This is a genomic window from Sulfitobacter mediterraneus (assembly GCF_016801775.1).
Lineage (GTDB): Bacteria > Pseudomonadota > Alphaproteobacteria > Rhodobacterales > Rhodobacteraceae > Sulfitobacter > Sulfitobacter mediterraneus_A.
This window is the reverse complement of the sequence record NZ_CP069004.1, coordinates 2,432,108-2,448,150: the sequence shown is the minus strand read 5'-3', so window position 1 is coordinate 2,448,150 and position 16,043 is coordinate 2,432,108. Positions and strand designations below refer to the sequence as shown.

General features: G+C 57.9%; 16 protein-coding genes. 13 read left to right on the top strand and 3 right to left on the bottom strand.

Translation table 11 applies throughout. The annotated features are described in order from the left end of the window. The first annotated feature begins 109 nt into the window (after window positions 1-109). The 4 genes from smpB (at window position 110) to JNX03_RS12165 (ending at window position 3,361) form a co-directional block, all read left to right on the top strand. On the top strand, window positions 110-598 hold the full coding sequence (smpB, locus tag JNX03_RS12180) for an SsrA-binding protein SmpB (RefSeq protein WP_203209302.1): 489 nt from the start codon (window positions 110-112) through the stop codon (window positions 596-598). Next, the gene (locus JNX03_RS12175; RefSeq protein ID WP_203209301.1) at window positions 591-1,235 is read left to right on the top strand and encodes a glutathione S-transferase family protein; all 645 of its coding nucleotides are present in this window, start codon (window positions 591-593) and stop codon (window positions 1,233-1,235) included. Before smpB ends, JNX03_RS12175 begins: the two co-directional genes overlap by 8 nt. Window positions 1,236-1,322: 87 nt before the next feature. Continuing rightward, complete coding sequence (sseA, locus tag JNX03_RS12170) at window positions 1,323-2,177, top strand: 3-mercaptopyruvate sulfurtransferase (protein ID WP_203209300.1); 855 nt, start codon at window positions 1,323-1,325, stop codon at window positions 2,175-2,177. Continuing rightward, window positions 2,177-3,361: an aromatic amino acid transaminase gene (locus tag JNX03_RS12165; protein ID WP_203209299.1), complete on the top strand. Its 1,185-nt coding sequence runs from the start codon at window positions 2,177-2,179 to the stop codon at window positions 3,359-3,361. Before sseA ends, JNX03_RS12165 begins: the two co-directional genes overlap by 1 nt. A 163-nt stretch (window positions 3,362-3,524) precedes the next feature. Here JNX03_RS12165 and JNX03_RS12160 read toward each other — a convergent pair whose 3' ends face one another. Further along, window positions 3,525-4,832 carry an ammonium transporter gene (locus tag JNX03_RS12160; RefSeq protein WP_203209298.1) on the bottom strand — a complete coding sequence of 436 codons (1,308 nt, stop codon included), beginning with the start codon at window positions 4,830-4,832 and terminating at the stop codon, window positions 3,525-3,527. Window positions 4,833-4,862: 30 nt separating this feature from the next. Continuing rightward, window positions 4,863-5,201: a P-II family nitrogen regulator gene (locus JNX03_RS12155; RefSeq protein ID WP_203209297.1), complete on the bottom strand. Its 339-nt coding sequence runs from the start codon at window positions 5,199-5,201 to the stop codon at window positions 4,863-4,865. Between the two features lie 254 nt (window positions 5,202-5,455). Here JNX03_RS12155 and JNX03_RS12150 point away from each other — a divergent pair, with 254 nt between their 5' ends. The 9 genes from JNX03_RS12150 (at window position 5,456) to JNX03_RS12110 (ending at window position 15,440) form a co-directional block, all read left to right on the top strand. After that, window positions 5,456-7,669 carry a transglycosylase domain-containing protein gene (locus JNX03_RS12150; RefSeq protein ID WP_203209296.1) on the top strand — a complete coding sequence of 738 codons (2,214 nt, stop codon included), beginning with the start codon at window positions 5,456-5,458 and terminating at the stop codon, window positions 7,667-7,669. A 117-nt stretch (window positions 7,670-7,786) separates the two neighbouring features. Beyond that, a complete protein-coding gene (locus JNX03_RS12145) occupies window positions 7,787-8,635 on the top strand; it encodes a PhzF family phenazine biosynthesis protein (RefSeq protein ID WP_203209295.1) in 849 nt (282 codons plus the stop codon). 138 nt (window positions 8,636-8,773) lie between these two features. Next, entirely contained in the window at window positions 8,774-10,465 is a 1,692-nt protein-coding gene (locus JNX03_RS12140) for a type I secretion system permease/ATPase (RefSeq protein WP_203212233.1), read from the top strand. Beyond that, window positions 10,462-11,757 carry an HlyD family type I secretion periplasmic adaptor subunit gene (locus tag JNX03_RS12135; protein WP_203209294.1) on the top strand — a complete coding sequence of 432 codons (1,296 nt, stop codon included), beginning with the start codon at window positions 10,462-10,464 and terminating at the stop codon, window positions 11,755-11,757. The genes JNX03_RS12140 and JNX03_RS12135 overlap by 4 nt, the downstream gene beginning before the upstream one ends. Window positions 11,758-11,827: 70 nt before the next feature. After that, on the top strand, window positions 11,828-12,286 hold the full coding sequence (locus tag JNX03_RS12130) for a RidA family protein (protein WP_203209293.1): 459 nt from the start codon (window positions 11,828-11,830) through the stop codon (window positions 12,284-12,286). After that, a complete protein-coding gene (locus JNX03_RS12125) occupies window positions 12,283-13,044 on the top strand; it encodes a glycerophosphodiester phosphodiesterase family protein (RefSeq protein ID WP_203209292.1) in 762 nt (253 codons plus the stop codon). The genes JNX03_RS12130 and JNX03_RS12125 overlap by 4 nt, the downstream gene beginning before the upstream one ends. Before the next feature lie 47 nt (window positions 13,045-13,091). Then, window positions 13,092-14,279: a GNAT family N-acetyltransferase gene (locus JNX03_RS12120; protein ID WP_203209291.1), complete on the top strand. Its 1,188-nt coding sequence runs from the start codon at window positions 13,092-13,094 to the stop codon at window positions 14,277-14,279. After that, a complete protein-coding gene (locus tag JNX03_RS12115) occupies window positions 14,276-14,584 on the top strand; it encodes a 4a-hydroxytetrahydrobiopterin dehydratase (protein WP_203209290.1) in 309 nt (102 codons plus the stop codon). Before JNX03_RS12120 ends, JNX03_RS12115 begins: the two co-directional genes overlap by 4 nt. Before the next feature lie 10 nt (window positions 14,585-14,594). Then, window positions 14,595-15,440, top strand: a complete 846-nt coding sequence (locus tag JNX03_RS12110; RefSeq protein ID WP_203209289.1) for a mechanosensitive ion channel family protein — start codon at window positions 14,595-14,597, stop codon at window positions 15,438-15,440. 55 nt (window positions 15,441-15,495) lie between these two features. Here the strand turns inward: JNX03_RS12110 and JNX03_RS12105 are convergent, their stop codons facing one another. Next, on the bottom strand, window positions 15,496-15,984 hold the full coding sequence (locus JNX03_RS12105) for a peroxiredoxin (RefSeq protein ID WP_203209288.1): 489 nt from the start codon (window positions 15,982-15,984) through the stop codon (window positions 15,496-15,498). Between the last annotated feature and the right edge of the window lie 59 nt (window positions 15,985-16,043).

Sequence of the window (16,043 nt, the reverse complement as noted above, 5' to 3'; positions counted from 1 at the left end):
TTATGGCGAAATGGGGCGTTATTAAGACCGCATGGTGATCTGACCTTCGATAATTTAAAAGATTGCTCGTGCCTTGCGTGGCTGACGTTCAAGATCTACATCCCTGTGCATGTCACAGGTCAAATCCTCTTCAAAATCCGATCCGAACTACAAGGTGATCGCTGAAAACCGCCGGGCGCGGTATGATTATGCTATTGAAGACGACATCGAGTGCGGAATCATTCTGGAAGGGTCCGAGGTCAAATCACTGCGCCAAGGCGGAGCCAATATTGCGGAAAGCTATGCCGCGGTTGAGGATGGTGAGTTGTGGCTGGTGAACAGCTATATCGCGCCCTACGCGCAGGCCAAAACCTTTGGTCACGAAGAACGCCGTCGCCGCAAGTTGATGGTGTCGCGCAAGGAATTGTCGAACCTTTGGAACGAAACCCAGCGCAAGGGCATGACCCTTGTGCCACTGGTGATGTATTTCAACCATCGCGGAATGGCAAAAATCAAACTCGGCATCGCCAAGGGCAAGAAAAATCATGACAAGCGCGAAACAGCGGCCAAACGCGATTGGTCGCGGCAGAAATCACGTTTGTTGAAAGACCATGGCTGAGCCTTTGAACCTGCTCGGCTTTCGCCATTCGGTTTATACGCGGATTGCCCGCATGGGCCTGATCGAGACCGGGCTGACAGCAACCTACGTTGAGGCGAACCCCTTTGCGGCTGAGCCTGATCCGGTTTTGGCCGCAATGACACCGCTTGGGCGGGTGCCTGTGTTGCAACATGGGGATTTCGTGCTTACGGAAACTGCCGCGATTTTGCGGTATCTCAATGATCTTGGCCCCAAGGCCAGCCTGATCCCCCCCGATCCGCAGGCCGCCGCGCGGATGGCGCAGGTGATGGGAATCGTGGATGCCTATGTCTACCAACCTTTGGTGCGCAAAGTGTTCTCTCACGGGTTTTACCAAGCCGCGGTGGGTGAGGAGGGCGATTCTTCGGTTGTGGCAGAGGGATTGGCCCTGTCCCAAGCGCCGTTGCGGGCGCTCAACAACATTGCCGCGGGCGGATTGCAGCTTGGCGGGCGGGACATCAGCCTTGCCGATCTGCATTTGGCCCCGATGATTGATTATTTCGTCAGGGTGCCTGAAGCTGCTGATTTGTTGCGGCATTACACTGCGTTAAGCGCGTGGTGGGATGAGATTTCAAATCACCCCTCTTTACGGGAGACGGATCCCTTTCCAGACCAATAGTTCAAGACCCTTGCTGCATGCTACCACCTTGCCAGTCTGCGTCTGCGGAGATAGGCAGTGTGCGACCTGTTTTGCAAAGGATTCCCGATGGCTGATGATCCCAAAACACTGGTGTCGACCGCATGGTTGGCCAAACACCTGAAAGATCCCGATCTGCGGCTTTTGGATGCGTCATGGTATTTGCCCGATGAGGGCCGCGATGCCAAAGCCGAATATGACGCTGCGCATATCCCCGGCGCACGGTTCTTCGACATAGACGAGATTTCCGATGCTCGGTCGGACTTGCCACATATGGCACCGCCGGTGGAAAAGTTCATGTCACGGATGCGGGCGATGGGCGTTGGCGACGGGCATCAGGTAGTGGTCTATGATGGGGCTGGCCTTTTCTCTGCCGCGCGTGTCTGGTGGCTGTTCCGTCTCATGGGGCAGGAAAACGTTGCTGTGCTGGATGGCGGTCTTCCCAAATGGGTGGCCGAGGGACATCCGACCGAAGACATGCCGCCGATCCCGCGTGATCGCCATATGACGGTTCGGTTTCAGAACCAGTTGGTGCGCGATGTCACGCAGGTGGCGCATGCCTCCAAGCTGGGTGATCCGCAGATCGTGGATGCCCGCGCCGCTGCACGGTTCCGCGGCGATGCGCCTGAGCCGCGTGAAGGATTGCGCGCTGGCCATATTCCGGGTTCGCGCAACGTGCCTTTTAGCACCCTGCTCAATGACGACAAAACGATGAAAACTCCGGACGAGACCCGCGCCGTTTTTGAAGCGGCGGGTGTGGATCTGGAAAAACCCGTCATCACCTCATGCGGGTCAGGCGTCACGGCGTCGGTATTGGCGCTCGCGCTTGAGCGGATGGGGCATCATTCTTGGTCCCTTTATGATGGATCATGGTCGGAATGGGGGATGTTCCCCACCGTTCCTGTGGCAACCGGAGAAGCCTAATGTTCGAGACATTGAAAACCCAACCAGCGGACAAGATCCTTGCACTGATGCAGATGTACCGCGAAGACCCGCGCGATACGAAGGTCGATCTGGGTGTTGGCGTTTATAAAGATGCAACGGGGCTGACGCCGGTGATGCGGGCGGTGAAAGCGGCCGAGCAGAAGATCTGGGAAACCCAGGATACCAAGGTCTATACCGGGCTGATTGGTGATCCGGCCTATTCGGATGCGATGATTGAACTGGTGCTGAACGGCGCAGTAGCGCGGAACACCATTGCGGCGGCGGCAACGCCCGGTGGCACCGGTGCGGTGCGCCAGGCGTTTGAAATGATCCGTATGGCCAATGCAAAGGCGCGGGTGTTCGTATCCAACCCGACATGGCCAAACCACCTCTCGATCCTGTCGTATCTTGGTATCGAAGCGGTGCCCTACCGCTATTTCGACGGTGAAACGCGCGGCGTTGATTTTGATGGCATGCTGGCCGATCTGAAGACCGCCAAAAAGGGTGATGTGGTTTTGCTGCATGGCTGTTGTCACAACCCAACCGGCGCGAACCTGAACGCGGCAGAATGGGATGCGGTGATCGAGGTCTTGCTGGAAACCGGCGCAACCCCGATGATCGACATTGCCTATCAAGGCTTTGGGGACGGGCTGGCCGAAGATGCGGCGGCCACGCGCAAATTGGTTGCGGCAGTTCCGGAGTGCCTGATCGCGGCGAGTTGTTCCAAGAACTTCGGCATCTACCGCGAACGCACAGGCCTGTTGATGGCCATCGCAGCGGACCCTGCGGCGCATACGTTGAACCAAAGCACGCTGGCCTATCTGAACCGCCAGAACTACAGCTTTCCGCCCGATCATGGTGCACGGATCGTCACCACGATCCTCACCGATGATGCGCTGCGCAGCGATTGGATGGCGGAGCTTGAAGAGGTGCGCCTTGGCATGCTGGATCTGCGGCAGCAGTTGGCAGCGGAATTGCAGCGGCTTTCAGGGTCGGACCGGTTCGGGTTTTTGGCCCAGCACCGCGGCATGTTCTCGCTTCTGGGAACGTCACCCGAAAAGGTTGAACTGCTGCGCAAGGAACACGGGATCTATATGGTGGGCGACAGCCGCATGAACATCGCGGGTTTGAATGCTGACACAGTGCCCGTCTTGGCCAAGGCGATCATTGACGCGGGCGTTTGAGGCGTTTGTCCCAAGGGCGTCGCGGGTTGATGGGCGGGGATTGAGTTTTTCTTGCCAAATGAAGCCAAGGGCAGTGCTCGACTTTTGAAACCAAGCCAATGGGATTGATGGAATAGAAAAAGCCCGGTCGATTGACCGGGCTTTTGGTTTTTATGGTTGCAGTTTAGCCGTTGGAGAACTCCGGATAGGCTTCCATGCCCAGCTCGGATGTGTCCAAACCGTTGATCTCGGCCTCTTCGCTGGCACGGATACCTACTGTTGCCTTGAGGATCATCCAAGCGATCAGGCTGATCACGAAGACAAAGATGCCCACTGCGGCAAAGCCGATGATCTGGGTCACAAAGGATGTGCCTTCGGTATAGACCGGCACGACGAGTGTGCCCCAGAAACCCGCGATCAGGTGAACCGGGATAGCGCCCACAACATCGTCGATCTTCAGCTTGTCGAGGAAGGGCACGGCAAATACCACGATCACACCGCCAACAGCACCAATCCAAAGCGCCCCAAAGAGCGTCGGATCAAGCGGCCCGGCGGTGATGGAGACCAGACCGGCCAGCGCACCGTTGAGGACCATTGTCAGGTCAACCTTGCCATACATCACCTGCGTCAGGATCAGCGCGGCAATAGCGCCCGCTGCAGCGGCCATGTTGGTGTTGGCGAAGATCTGCGCGACGGCATCGACATCTTCGAGCGTGCCCATGGCCAGCTGTGATGCGCCGTTAAACCCGAACCAGCCCATCCAGAGGATGAATGTGCCCAAGGTGGCCAGCGCCAGGTTGGAGCCCGGCAGCGGGATCACACGGCCTTCTTTGCTGTATTTGCCCAGACGTGGTCCGAGGATGATGGCACCGGCCAGTGCGGCAAAGCCACCGGCGGCATGTACGAGGGTCGAGCCGGCAAAATCGCTAAAGCCCATGGCGCTCAGGAAGCCGCCACCCCACTGCCAGCTGGCTTCGATCGGATAGATGATACCTGTGAGCACAACTACAAAGATCAGGAAGGGCCACAGTTTGACCCGTTCAGCCATGGTGCCAGACACAATGGAAGCCGTGGTGGCGCAGAACATCAACTGAAAGAAGAAATCAGAGGCGTTGGAATAGCCGCCTGCATCAATGTCAGTCTTGATGTCTTTGGGTGAGATGGTGCCAAACACCCCTTCGATGATCCAATTGCCATCGCCGGGATACATGATGTTATAGCCAATGAGCCAATACATGATGGCGGCAATGCCAAACAGGCCCATGTTCTTGGTCAGCTGGGTTGTGACGTTTTTGGACCGGACTAGCCCGGCTTCGAGCATGGCAAAGCCTGCGGCCATCCAGAACACCAGAAAGCCGCCGATGAGAAACAGCAGTGTGTTAAAAATGAATGTTGTTTGTTCGAGCGTGGCAAATTCGGCGTCTTGCGCGGCGCCCAATGTCGGGACCATGGCAATCGCGGCGGCCAATGGTAGATATTTGATCTTGGTCATGGATGGGTTTCCTTTTGATCGGGGAGGAGATCAGATGGCGTCTTCGCCGGTTTCACCGGTGCGCACGCGCACGGTTTGATTGACGTCGAGAACAAAGATTTTACCGTCGCCAATCTTGCCCGTGCGGGCGGAGGTCGAGATCACCTCGACGATCTGGTCGGCCATGCTGTCGGCGACGACCAGTTCCAGTTTTACTTTTGGGACAAAGTTCACGACGTATTCGGCGCCGCGATAGATTTCGGTATGGCCTGACTGTGCGCCAAAGCCTTTGACTTCTGTGACCATCAAACCGCGAATGCCCGCTTCGGTCAGCGCTTCGCGGACCTGTTCCAGTTTGAATGGTTTGATCGTTGCAATGATGAGTTTCACCTTATGGCCCTCTTCCGGTTGGCAGGGTTGCCCTGCATTGTGCAGGTGCAGAAAATCGGAAGAAGCGGCGGTAATGGAAGGAGTCGCAGGCGAATCCGGTGTTGCATTCGCCTGTCGGCGCCCAAAATTTGTGCGCATGAGACATCTTGCCTAAAAAGTGGGCGAAAATTTGATGTTGAAAGCGGCTGACGGTGCTAAACAATCGGAGGCCGCCAAGGTAAAGTAAGAAAAAATCAGGCCGGGCAGGCAACAAAATGAGTGACAGTTCCAAGCGCAAACGCCCGTTGGTGGCTGACAAACGCTATCCGAGCAAGGGCAAGGTGGCGGCGAAAAAGCCGGCCAAGAAACCTACGCCGAAGAAACCCGCGACCAAACGCAAGGCCGCGCCTAAACGTGCCAAGCGGGGCGGGATCATCGGATTGTTCTCGGCTTTGTTCCGGTGGATCTTTCGGCTGATTTGGAAAATCACATGGCGGATCACCGCTGTCGCGGTTCTGGTGCTGTCATTGGCTGTCGGTTATTTCTACACCACGTTGCCGCCGCTTGAGGCGCTGTTGGATGGACGCGCGCGCGGCTCAGTGACGATGCAGGATCGTTACGGCGATGTTTTTGCATGGCGCGGGGACCAGTTTGGCGGTGTGGTGACTGCAGACAGCGTGTCACGCCACTTGAAGAATGCGGTGATCGCGACCGAGGACAAACGCTTTTACCGCCATTTCGGGATCAGCCCACGCGGCATCGCCTCTGCGGTGCGCATCAACCTCAGCGAGGGGCGCGGCCCGTTGCAGGGGCATGGCGGGTCTACCATCACACAGCAGGTGGCGAAACTATTGTGTCTTGGCGAACCGTTTGACCCGAATGCGGGCCTGACCGAAAAGGAATACGAATCCGCTTGTCGCCGGACGTCCCTGCAACGCAAGGCGAAAGAGGCGTTGTTCTCCATGGCGATGGAGGTGAAATACACCAAGAACGATATCCTCTCTATCTATCTGAACCGCGCCTATATGGGCGGGGGTGCCTTTGGGGCCGAAGCGGCGGCGCAGCGGTTCTTTGGCAAACCTGCCGCAGCGGTGAATGCGGCGGAGGGGGCCATGCTGGCCGGTCTTCTAACAGCGCCCACAACCCTTTCGCCCACCAACAATCTGGATCGGTCGCAAAGCCGCGCGGCTACTGTGATCCGGTTGATGCGGGAACAGGGCTATCTGACAGAGGACGAGGCAGCGCAAGCACAGGCCAATCCGGCAGAACTTTCCGAAGCGGCAGAGGCCAAGGCGGGTGGATATTTCGCCGATTGGGTGATGTCCACCGGGCCGGAGTTTTTCACCCGAAACACCACCGAGGATGTGATCATCAAGACCACTTTGGACCAGAGGATGCAGAAGGCTGCCGAAGAAGGTCTGAAGTGGGTGTTCGATAACAAGGTGCGTGAAGGATCCAAAGCGCAGGCGGCGATCGTTGTGATGTCTGCGGACGGCGCCGTGCGCGCCATGGTTGGCGGGCGCAAGACCAAGGTTGCGGGTGCCTTTAACCGCGCCACGCAGGCGCTGAGGCAAACCGGATCAGCGTTCAAGCCGTTTGTCTATGCCGCCGCTTTGGATCTTGGCTATTCGCCCAATGATCTGATTGACGATTCTCCGTTTTGCATGACGATCCCCGGATCGGGTGAATGGTGTCCCAAAAACTATACCAAGCGCTTTGAAGGTATGGTCACGATGACCCAGGCCTTGAAGGATTCGTTGAATGTGCCGGCCGTGAAAATCTCGGAGAGCGTTGGCCGTGATCTGGTCAGCCAGGTGGCAAGTCAGTTCGGCATTCAAAGCGATCTTGCCGCAGGGCCGGCCTTGGCTCTGGGCGCATCTGAAAGCACCTTGATCGAGATGGCCGGTGCCTATGCGGGCATTCTCAATGGCGGTTCTTCGGTGACACCCTATGGTCTGGTCGAACTGCGGTTGCAGGGCGATGAAGAGCCCCTGATGGGCACCGGTGGCGGGATCGGCGAACGTGTCATTCAGGAAAGCGCTGCGCGGCAGTTGGTTTACATGATGGAAAAGGTCATCTCCGAAGGCTCTGGCCAGCGTGGCCAATTCGGCGGACGGCAGCTGGCGGGTAAGACCGGCACAACATCGGCGGCGAAAGACGCGTGGTTTATCGGTTTTTCTGCCGATTATGTTGCGGGCGTCTGGATGGGGTATGATGACAACACCCCGCTGAGCGGTGTGACGGGTGGCGGTCTGCCCACAGACATCTGGCGCGAAGTGATGAGCCGTGTTCATGAGGGTCTGCCGCTCAAGGATTTGCCGATGTCAGCGCCAGCGCCGTTGAGCGATTTTTCTGACGAGAGCCAGGGCACCAATCTCACGGGGAACGGAGGCGGCGCAGGAACCGTCATTGATCAGATCCTGAACGAGATATTCGGGAAAAGCGGATCAGGATCAAATGCTCCGAACCCGGAGGGCGGAGATCGTTAGGGCCCTGACCCTGGGTGGCGCGGGCATTCCGATAGCTGATGGAATAGCTCACATTCATTCATTTTTGTTTCATCGTCTTATGTGTCAGCTTCGGCAGACACATTGGAAAGGTGCAACATGACTCCCTTACATATCTCCTCTTTTTCTCGCGGCGACAGCGGCGGCAATCCGGCAGGGGTGGTCATTTCTGATCGCCTGCCAGATCCCGACACCATGCAGCAAATCGCAAGGGAACTCGGTTATTCCGAAACCACCTTTGCCGCGCCTCAGGGCGGGGGCTGGAAGGTCCGCTATTATGCGCCCGTAGGTGAGGTTGCCTTCTGCGGCCACGCGACCATCGCGCTGGGCGCGGCATTGGGCCAACAGAACGGCGCTGGTCGCTATGATCTTCATCTGCGCGACGACGATATCACGGTTGAGGCGATGCAGGTTGGCACAGATTGGCACGCGGCACTGCAATCTCCGGCAACATGGTCAAAGCCGATGGCAGAGGATTTGTTGCTGGCGTTGCTGAGCTATTTCGGACTGTCACAGGATGATCTTGACCCGGCATTTCCGCCGACGCTTGGCTTTGCCGGGGTGCGCCACGGCATTCTGGCGCTGAAAGATCGCAGCAAACTGGCTGCTATGTCCTATCCTTTTGATGCGATGCAGGCCTTGATGCTGGACCATGATCTGGTCACCGTGAGCCTGCTGCATTTCAGGTCGCCCCGCGCCATCACGTCCCGCAATGCTTTTGCCAGTGGCGGCGTGGTTGAAGACCCTGCAACAGGTGCAGCGGCGGCGGCGCTTGGCGGGGCATTGGTCGATCTGGAATGGGACGGTCTGCAAGAGGGCGGCCAATTCTCCATCTCGCAGGGGGAGGATATGGGCATGCCATCGGAACTGACTGTCGAGGTGACCGGCACAAAAGGCGGGTCGGTTCGGGTCAGCGGTGCAGCACGCTGGATGAACGCGAGCCAATAACAGCAACAAGATATTAAACACCCTGTGGTCCAATCCCACGTCCCGGCCCCGTTTTGGGCCGGGGCGCGGGAACGCTAAGTCAGGGTGTGCCAATTGGAATCCGGGGCGATCAAACGCGGCGAGGCAGAGCTGCGCCGTATGGGCAGGCAAAGCCGGCCTCTTTATTGTGCTGTCGCAGTGTTCAGCCTCTTCGCAAATCTCCTGTTGCTGACCGGTCCGGTGTTCATGCTTCAGGTTTACGACCGCGTGCTTGGGTCAGGGTCCCAAGAAACATTGGTTGCCCTGTCCGGCTTGGTGATTTTTCTGTTCGTCGTTTTGGGCCTGCTGGACTTTCTGCGTGACCGGATCATGACCCGGATTGGTCTGCGGTTTCAGGCGGATCTGGAAAAGCGTGTGTTCGATGCAATATTGCGCAAATCGGCGTTGTTGCCGGATGACGGTGACGGGCAGGGGCTTCGCGATCTCGATGCGGTGCAGCGGCTGATTGCTTCGCCCGTGCTGATTGCGTTCTGTGACCTGCCTTGGACGCCGGTCTTTTTTGTGGCGATCTTTGCCTTTCACCCGCTGTTGGGGCTTGGGGCGCTCTTTGGGGCAATGTTGCTGGTCGCAATCACGGTAGCAAATCAAATTCTGTCTCGCGATCCACAAGCCAGGGCGGATATCGCTGCGCAGGGGGCGAGTGTGATCCAAGGGCAATTGCAGCGCGAGGCAGAGATCGTTCACGCCCTTGGTATGGCGGAAGCCGGATATCATCGTTGGCAAGGGGCGCGGACCGTCGCATCGGCAAGCCAGTTGGCGGTGGCGGATATTGGAGGCGGTTTCAGTGTCTTAACACGCACGCTTCGGCTCGCGTTACAATCTGTGATGCTGGGTCTTGGCGCTTGGCTGGTGCTGCAAGGGCAGATGTCGGGCGGCGCGATGATTGCCGGTTCGGTTTTGATGGGGCGGGCGCTCGCACCGGTCGAGGCCTTGCTGAACCATTGGCCGGTCTTGCAACAGGGACGCAAGGGATGGTGCAGTCTGGCGGCGCTGTTGGGAGAGGTCGGCGCAGCGCCGGTTCGCATCGATCTGCCTGAACCTGCTGCCCGGTTGAGCGTGGAAGCCCTGACTGTTGTGCCGCCGGGAGAAAAACGCGCAACGCTAAAATCGGTTAGTTTTGAAATGATGCCGGGTCAGGCGGTTGGCGTTATCGGGCCATCTGCCAGCGGAAAATCAACTCTGGCGCGCGCCGTGATGGGGGCCTGGCCAGTGGCCGGAGGTCATGTGCGGCTAGACGGGGCAACGGTTGGGCAATACGGGCCACAATCGTTGGGGCGGTATATCGGATACCTGCCGCAGAAACCGACGCTGTTTGACGGTACAATCGCGGAAAACATTGCGCGGCTGAGGCGGGATGCTGATGACAGCAAGGTTGTGTCCGCTGCGCAAAAGGCCGCGGCGCATGAGATGATATTGGCCCTGCCACAAGGATATGACACTGTGATCGACGCCGGGCAGGTGCGACTGTCGGGCGGACAGATACAGCGGATCGGCTTGGCACGGGCGCTTTATGACGATCCGGTGATCCTGATTCTGGATGAACCCAATGCAAATCTCGACAACAGCGGTTCATTGGCCCTGAACCATGCGGTGCGCCGGATGAAGGAGGCGGGCAGGGCCGTCTTGATCATGGCGCATCGGCCTGCCGCCATACAGGAATGCGATATGCTGCTGGTTCTGGATGGCGGAATGCGCGTTGCCTTTGGCCCAAAGAACGAGGTGTTGGCCGGGATGGTCAAGAATGCGGGCGCAATTCAGCAGGTGCCAGCACAGGCAGGTGGGCTGGGATGACGCGGGCAGGCCTTGCATGCCACCGCCTTGTGATCACAGGCATCGCTGTGATCTGCGCTCTTTTGGGCGGTGTGGTGGTTTGGGCGGTTCAGGTCGAGATTACCGGCGCAATTGTGGTGCAAGGACAGCTCGAGATCGAGCGGAGCAACCAGATTGTGCAGTCCGAAACCGGCGGACGCATCACAGGTGTGCATGTTGCCGAAGGGGATCATGTGCGGGGTGGCGATTTGTTGTTTCAACTCGATCGCGGCGCCGAGCAATTGCGAGAGGACGCGATTAACGAAAAAATCGCCGAACTCACCTTGCGCCGTGCGCGCCTTTGGGCAGAGCAGGATGGCATGGTACGGATCGACTTTCCGTTTGTCGCAGGCAATGTGGATCCGCAGGAAATCGCCCGCATCAAAGAAGGCGAGCGCCGCCATCTGGAGGTTCGCAAAGCGATGTTTCTGGACGGGCAGGCACAGATCGCCACCGCCAAGGATCAGATCAGAGCGCAGATAACGGGTATTCAGGCGCAGCGTGCTTCGGTCGTTTTGCAAATCGACCTCATTGCAGAGCAACTGGCCGCGCAAGAAGCATTGCGCGCGCGGGGGTTGGCACCGGCTGCATCCGTGCTGGCCTTGAGGCGAGAACATGCCCGGTTGACCGGACATCAAGGCGAGTTGCGCAGCGCCGAGGCGGCCGCACGGAAAAGGATCACTGGTCTGAATTTGGATGCGTTGCACCAAAAGGAGACCCGTAGGGAAGAGATCATCGCGCAACTTAATAAGGTCTCAAGTGAACTGTTGCGGCTGACGGGCGCAAGGGAGGCTGTTTTGCAAGATCTGAACAGGTTGTCGATCCGCGCACCTGTCTCCGGGATTGTGCACCGGTTAGTCGTGAAAAACCAAGGTGCGGTGGTCCGCGGGGGCGAAACGTTGATGCATATTGTGCCGCAAGACAGACCAATGACCGTCATCGCGCGGGTCGCACCCAGAGCGGTAGACCAAGTCCATGTTGGCCAAACCGCCCGCTTGAGGTTGACGGGCTACAACCGGCCGGAAACTCCGGAACTCACGGGTCAGGTGGTGCATGTTTCGCCGGATAGGATCACGGGCCAGAATGGAATGCAGAGCCACTACAACATCTCGGTGCAGTTGCCAGCAGGAGCGTCACAGCAATTGGCGTCCGATATACCGCTGTTGCCGGGGATGCCGGTCGAAGTTTTTGTAATTCAAGCGCCCAGATCTGCGATGTCTTATCTTGTGAAACCGCTCACCGACTATTTCGTGCGGGCCTGGCGCGAAAGTTGATGTCGCCTCTTTTCTGCAGCGCTGAAAATGACTAGCGTCCCGCGTGAAAACCATTTTGAGGAATTACTCCATGAGCTTTACCGCACGTCTGTCCGAACTGGGTGTGACCCTTCCTGATGCACCTGCGCCTGCGGCGAATTACGTGCCGTTTGTGCGGGTTGGAAATCTTGTCCATGTGTCGGGTCAAATCTCGATGGGCCCGGATGGGTTGATCACCGGCAAGCTGGGCGCGGATATGGATGTTGCCGCCGGGGCGCAAGCCGCCTTGACCTGCGCGATCAGCCTGCTGGCGCAGGTCAAGGCGGCTTGTGGCGGCGACATTGAACGGCTTGTCCGTGTCGTCAAATTGGTCGGCTTTGTGAACTCCACGGCCGATTTCGCTGACCAACCCAAAGTGATCAACGGCGCGTCCGACTTTATGGTCGAGGCTTTGGGGGATGCAGGTCGGCATGCCCGTTCGGCGGTGTCTGCGGTTTCTTTGCCGCTTGGCGTTGCGGTTGAGATCGAAGGCATCTTTGAAATCAAATGACCCTGCCGCGCGCCTTTTATGAAGTTCCACTGGCGCATCGTGCATTGCATGATGTGGCGCGGGGGCGGCCCGAAAACAGCCGGGCAGCCATCCGTGCCGCAATTGCGGCAGGGTATGGCATTGAGATTGATGTCCAGCTCAGTGCCGATGGCGCGGCAATGGTGTTTCATGACTACGCGCTGGACCGCCTGACCCACAACAGCGGCGCAGTGCGTTTGCACAGTGCTGATGAACTGAAGGCGGTGCCGCTAAAGGGCGGGGATGAGGGTATCCCCGACCTACCCGAAGTGTTGCGGTTGGTCGCCGGACAAGTGCCGCTGCTGATCGAGTTGAAGGATCAGGATGGCGCGATGGGCGATGATCTGGGTCCGCTGGAGCAAGCTACGGCTGCTGCGCTTAACCATTACAAGGGTCCGGTTGCGGTGATGTCATTCAATCCCCATTCCGTGGCAATGATGCGCGACCTGTTGCCGGACGTGCCGCGCGGGATTGTGACCAGCGCCTATCGCTATGACGAATGGCCGCTGCCCAAGGCCACCTGTGACCAACTGCGTGATATTCCCGACTATGACCGGACGGGTTCGTGTTTCATCAGCCATGAGGTCGATGATCTGGACCGCCCTCGCGTGGCAGAGTTGAAAGCGCAGGGTGCGATGATCTGTTGCTGGACGGTTTGCAGCGTCGATGTTGAGAATGAGGCCCGCCAGATTGCGGACAACATCACCTTTGAAGGGTACATCGCCGCGCTTGATGCTTGATCCCTGCTGCGAAAGCCACACATTGGATCAAAGGCAAAGGGCAGAACATGAGCGCGCAAGAAATCGAGATCACCGTGGTGCCGCATCTGGCCGAGATCGGCCAGGAACAATGGGATGCATGCGCCTGCCCCGAAGCGGCGGAGGGTGCGCGACCGGTTGACCCATTCACAACTTACCGGTTTCTGTTGGCGTTGGAGGAAAGCGGCAGTGTTGGTCCCGGCACGGGTTGGCAACCGCAGTACCTGACGGCGGCTGTGGGCGGGCAGATCATTGCGGTGGCACCGCTTTATGCCAAATCGCACAGCCAGGGTGAGTACATCTTTGATCACAACTGGGCCCATGCCTATGAGCGTGCAGGGGGCCGGTATTATCCCAAGCTACAGATCGCGGTGCCGCATACCCCCGCGACCGGACGCCGGTTTCTGACCCGCCCGGGTTTTGAGGACACGGGCATGGCGGCCTTGGTACAGGGCGCGGTGCAGCTGACCGAGAATAACCATTTGTCCTCGCTGCATGCCACGTTTTGCACCAGAGACGAGGCGCTGCGTGCGCAGGGAATGGGGCTGATGGTGCGCAAGAACCAGCAGTTTCATTGGCGCAATGACAGCTATTGTAATTTTGACGACTTCCTTGCCAGCCTGAATTCACGCAAGCGCAAGAATATCCGCAAGGAGCGCAAACAGGCGCAAGCCTTTGGCGGCACGATTGAGACCTTCACCGGGGATCAGATCGAACCGGAGCACTGGGATGCGTTCTGGCAGTTTTACCAAGACACCGGGGCGCGCAAGTGGGGATCACCCTATCTAACGCGAGCATTTTTTGACATCGCGCACGAGACCTTGCGGGACGACATCGCGCTGGTTCTGGCGCGGCGCGACGGGCGCTGGGTGGCGGGTGCATTGAACTTTATCGGCGCTGATGCGTTGTACGGAAGGTATTGGGGGTGTGCAGAGCATCACCCCTGTCTGCATTTTGAGCTTTGTTATTACCAAGCCATTGATTTTGCGATTGCAAATAGGTTGGCCACGGTAGAGGCGGGCGCACAGGGCGAACACAAGCTGGCGCGCGGCTATTTGCCGACGCCGACATGGTCGGTGCACTGGCTGCGCGACGAAGGGTTTGCAAATGCAGTTGGTGAATACCTTGAGGCGGAACGCGATGCGGTGGACCGCGAGATTGAAATACTGACGGACTACGGACCTTTCAAACAGGTCCAGATTGAGGAACAGGAATGACAGAACGACTAAGCGAAGAAACACGCAAGACCGTGTTGCAGCCGCTTTTTGATACAGGATGGGCGATGGTCGACGGACGCGATGCGATCTGCAAAACCTTCAAATTCCCTGATTTTACCGATGCATTTGGCTGGATGACCCGCGCGGCGTTTTGGTCGGAGAAGTGGGATCACCATCCCGAATGGCAGAACACCTACAATCGTGTGACGGTGACGTTGACCACACATAGCGTGGATGGTCTCAGCACGCTTGACGCCAAGCTCGCACGCAAGATGGACGGCCTGTTTGCGCCTGACAACGGATAGGGGGTCTGAAATGGAAAACCTGATGAACACCGAAGTTTGGCAAGGCAAAACCATTGGTGATTTGCTGACCATCGAATTTCTGGCCAGCGCGATCGGCTCAGTCATGGGCGCACTTGCGATCCTGCTTTTGGGTTGGATCGTGTCGAAATGGCTTCAGGGCCGGGTGCAACAGCTGGGCAAGAACAACAAGCATCTCGATGAGATGCTGTTTGATTTCCTCGCCTCGATCGTGCGCTATGTTGTGCTTGGCTTTACCGTCCTGTTTGTTCTCAACACGTTTGGCGTGCAGACAACTTCAGTTGTCGCGGTCATCGGTGCTGCGGGTCTGGCCATCGGGCTGGCGCTGCAGGGCACTCTGTCCAATGTTGCGGCGGGCGTGATGCTGATCCTGTTCCGTCCGATCAAGATCGGCGATTTTGTCGAGGTCGCAGGCGAGATGGGGACAGTGAAACAGATCAACCTGAATTTTACCGAACTGGCCGACCTCAGCAACGTGCAGGTGATCGTGCCCAATTCCGAAGTTTGGGGCAATGTGATCACCAATTATTCCGTCAATCAAAAGCGCCGCGCCGAGTGGACCTTTGGTGTGGGCTATGGTGCCAATCTCAAGACCGCAGAGGGGATCATCCGCGATACGATCATGGGCGACAGCCGGTCTCACTCAGACCCCGAACCGTTCATTCAGGTGACAAATCTGGGCGACAGTTCGGTTGATTTTCTGGTGCGGGTTTGGTGCGATGCATCCGATTACTTTGCGTTCAAGGCCGACATGACCCGCAAAGTCAAAGAGGCGATGGACGAGGGCGGTGTCGATATCCCGTTCCCAACCCGGACGATTGTTCAAGCGGCGGAATGATACGCCGGACAAGCCACAAGCATCGGGGCGCAGGCAAACTGCGCCCCGTTTTTCTTTACATGTTTTCCAGCAGGCCTTCGCCACCTGACAGATCGCAGACACCGGCCTGAATCTCGGGCTGGAACAGCGTCACCTTGCCGTCATCGACCAGCATCGCGTAACGCTTGGAGCGTGACATCAGCCCGGCTGGAGCGGCGTCAAATTCCATGCCGATGGCCTTGGTAAATTCAGATTGCGCATCGGCCAGCATGGTGATCCCAGCAGCCGTGGCACCCGTTGCCTCGCCCCAGGCTTGCATCACAAAAGGATCGTTACAGGACACGCAGATGATCTCATCCACGCCTTTGGCATCGTATTGATCCTTGGTGCGCACAAAGCTGGGAACATGTGCGGAATGGCATGTCGGGGTAAAGGCACCGGGCACAGCAAAGATCACAACCTTACGTCCCTTGACTTTGTCGGCCATTTTCACGGGCGTTGGCCCCTCAGCGCCCATTTGCACCAGCGTGGCGTCGGGCAGCGTGTCCCCTTGTGAGATTGTCATCAGCTAGACCTTTCATGACATTGCGTTTGCTATGTCGCTCAATATAGGTTTCCGGCGAC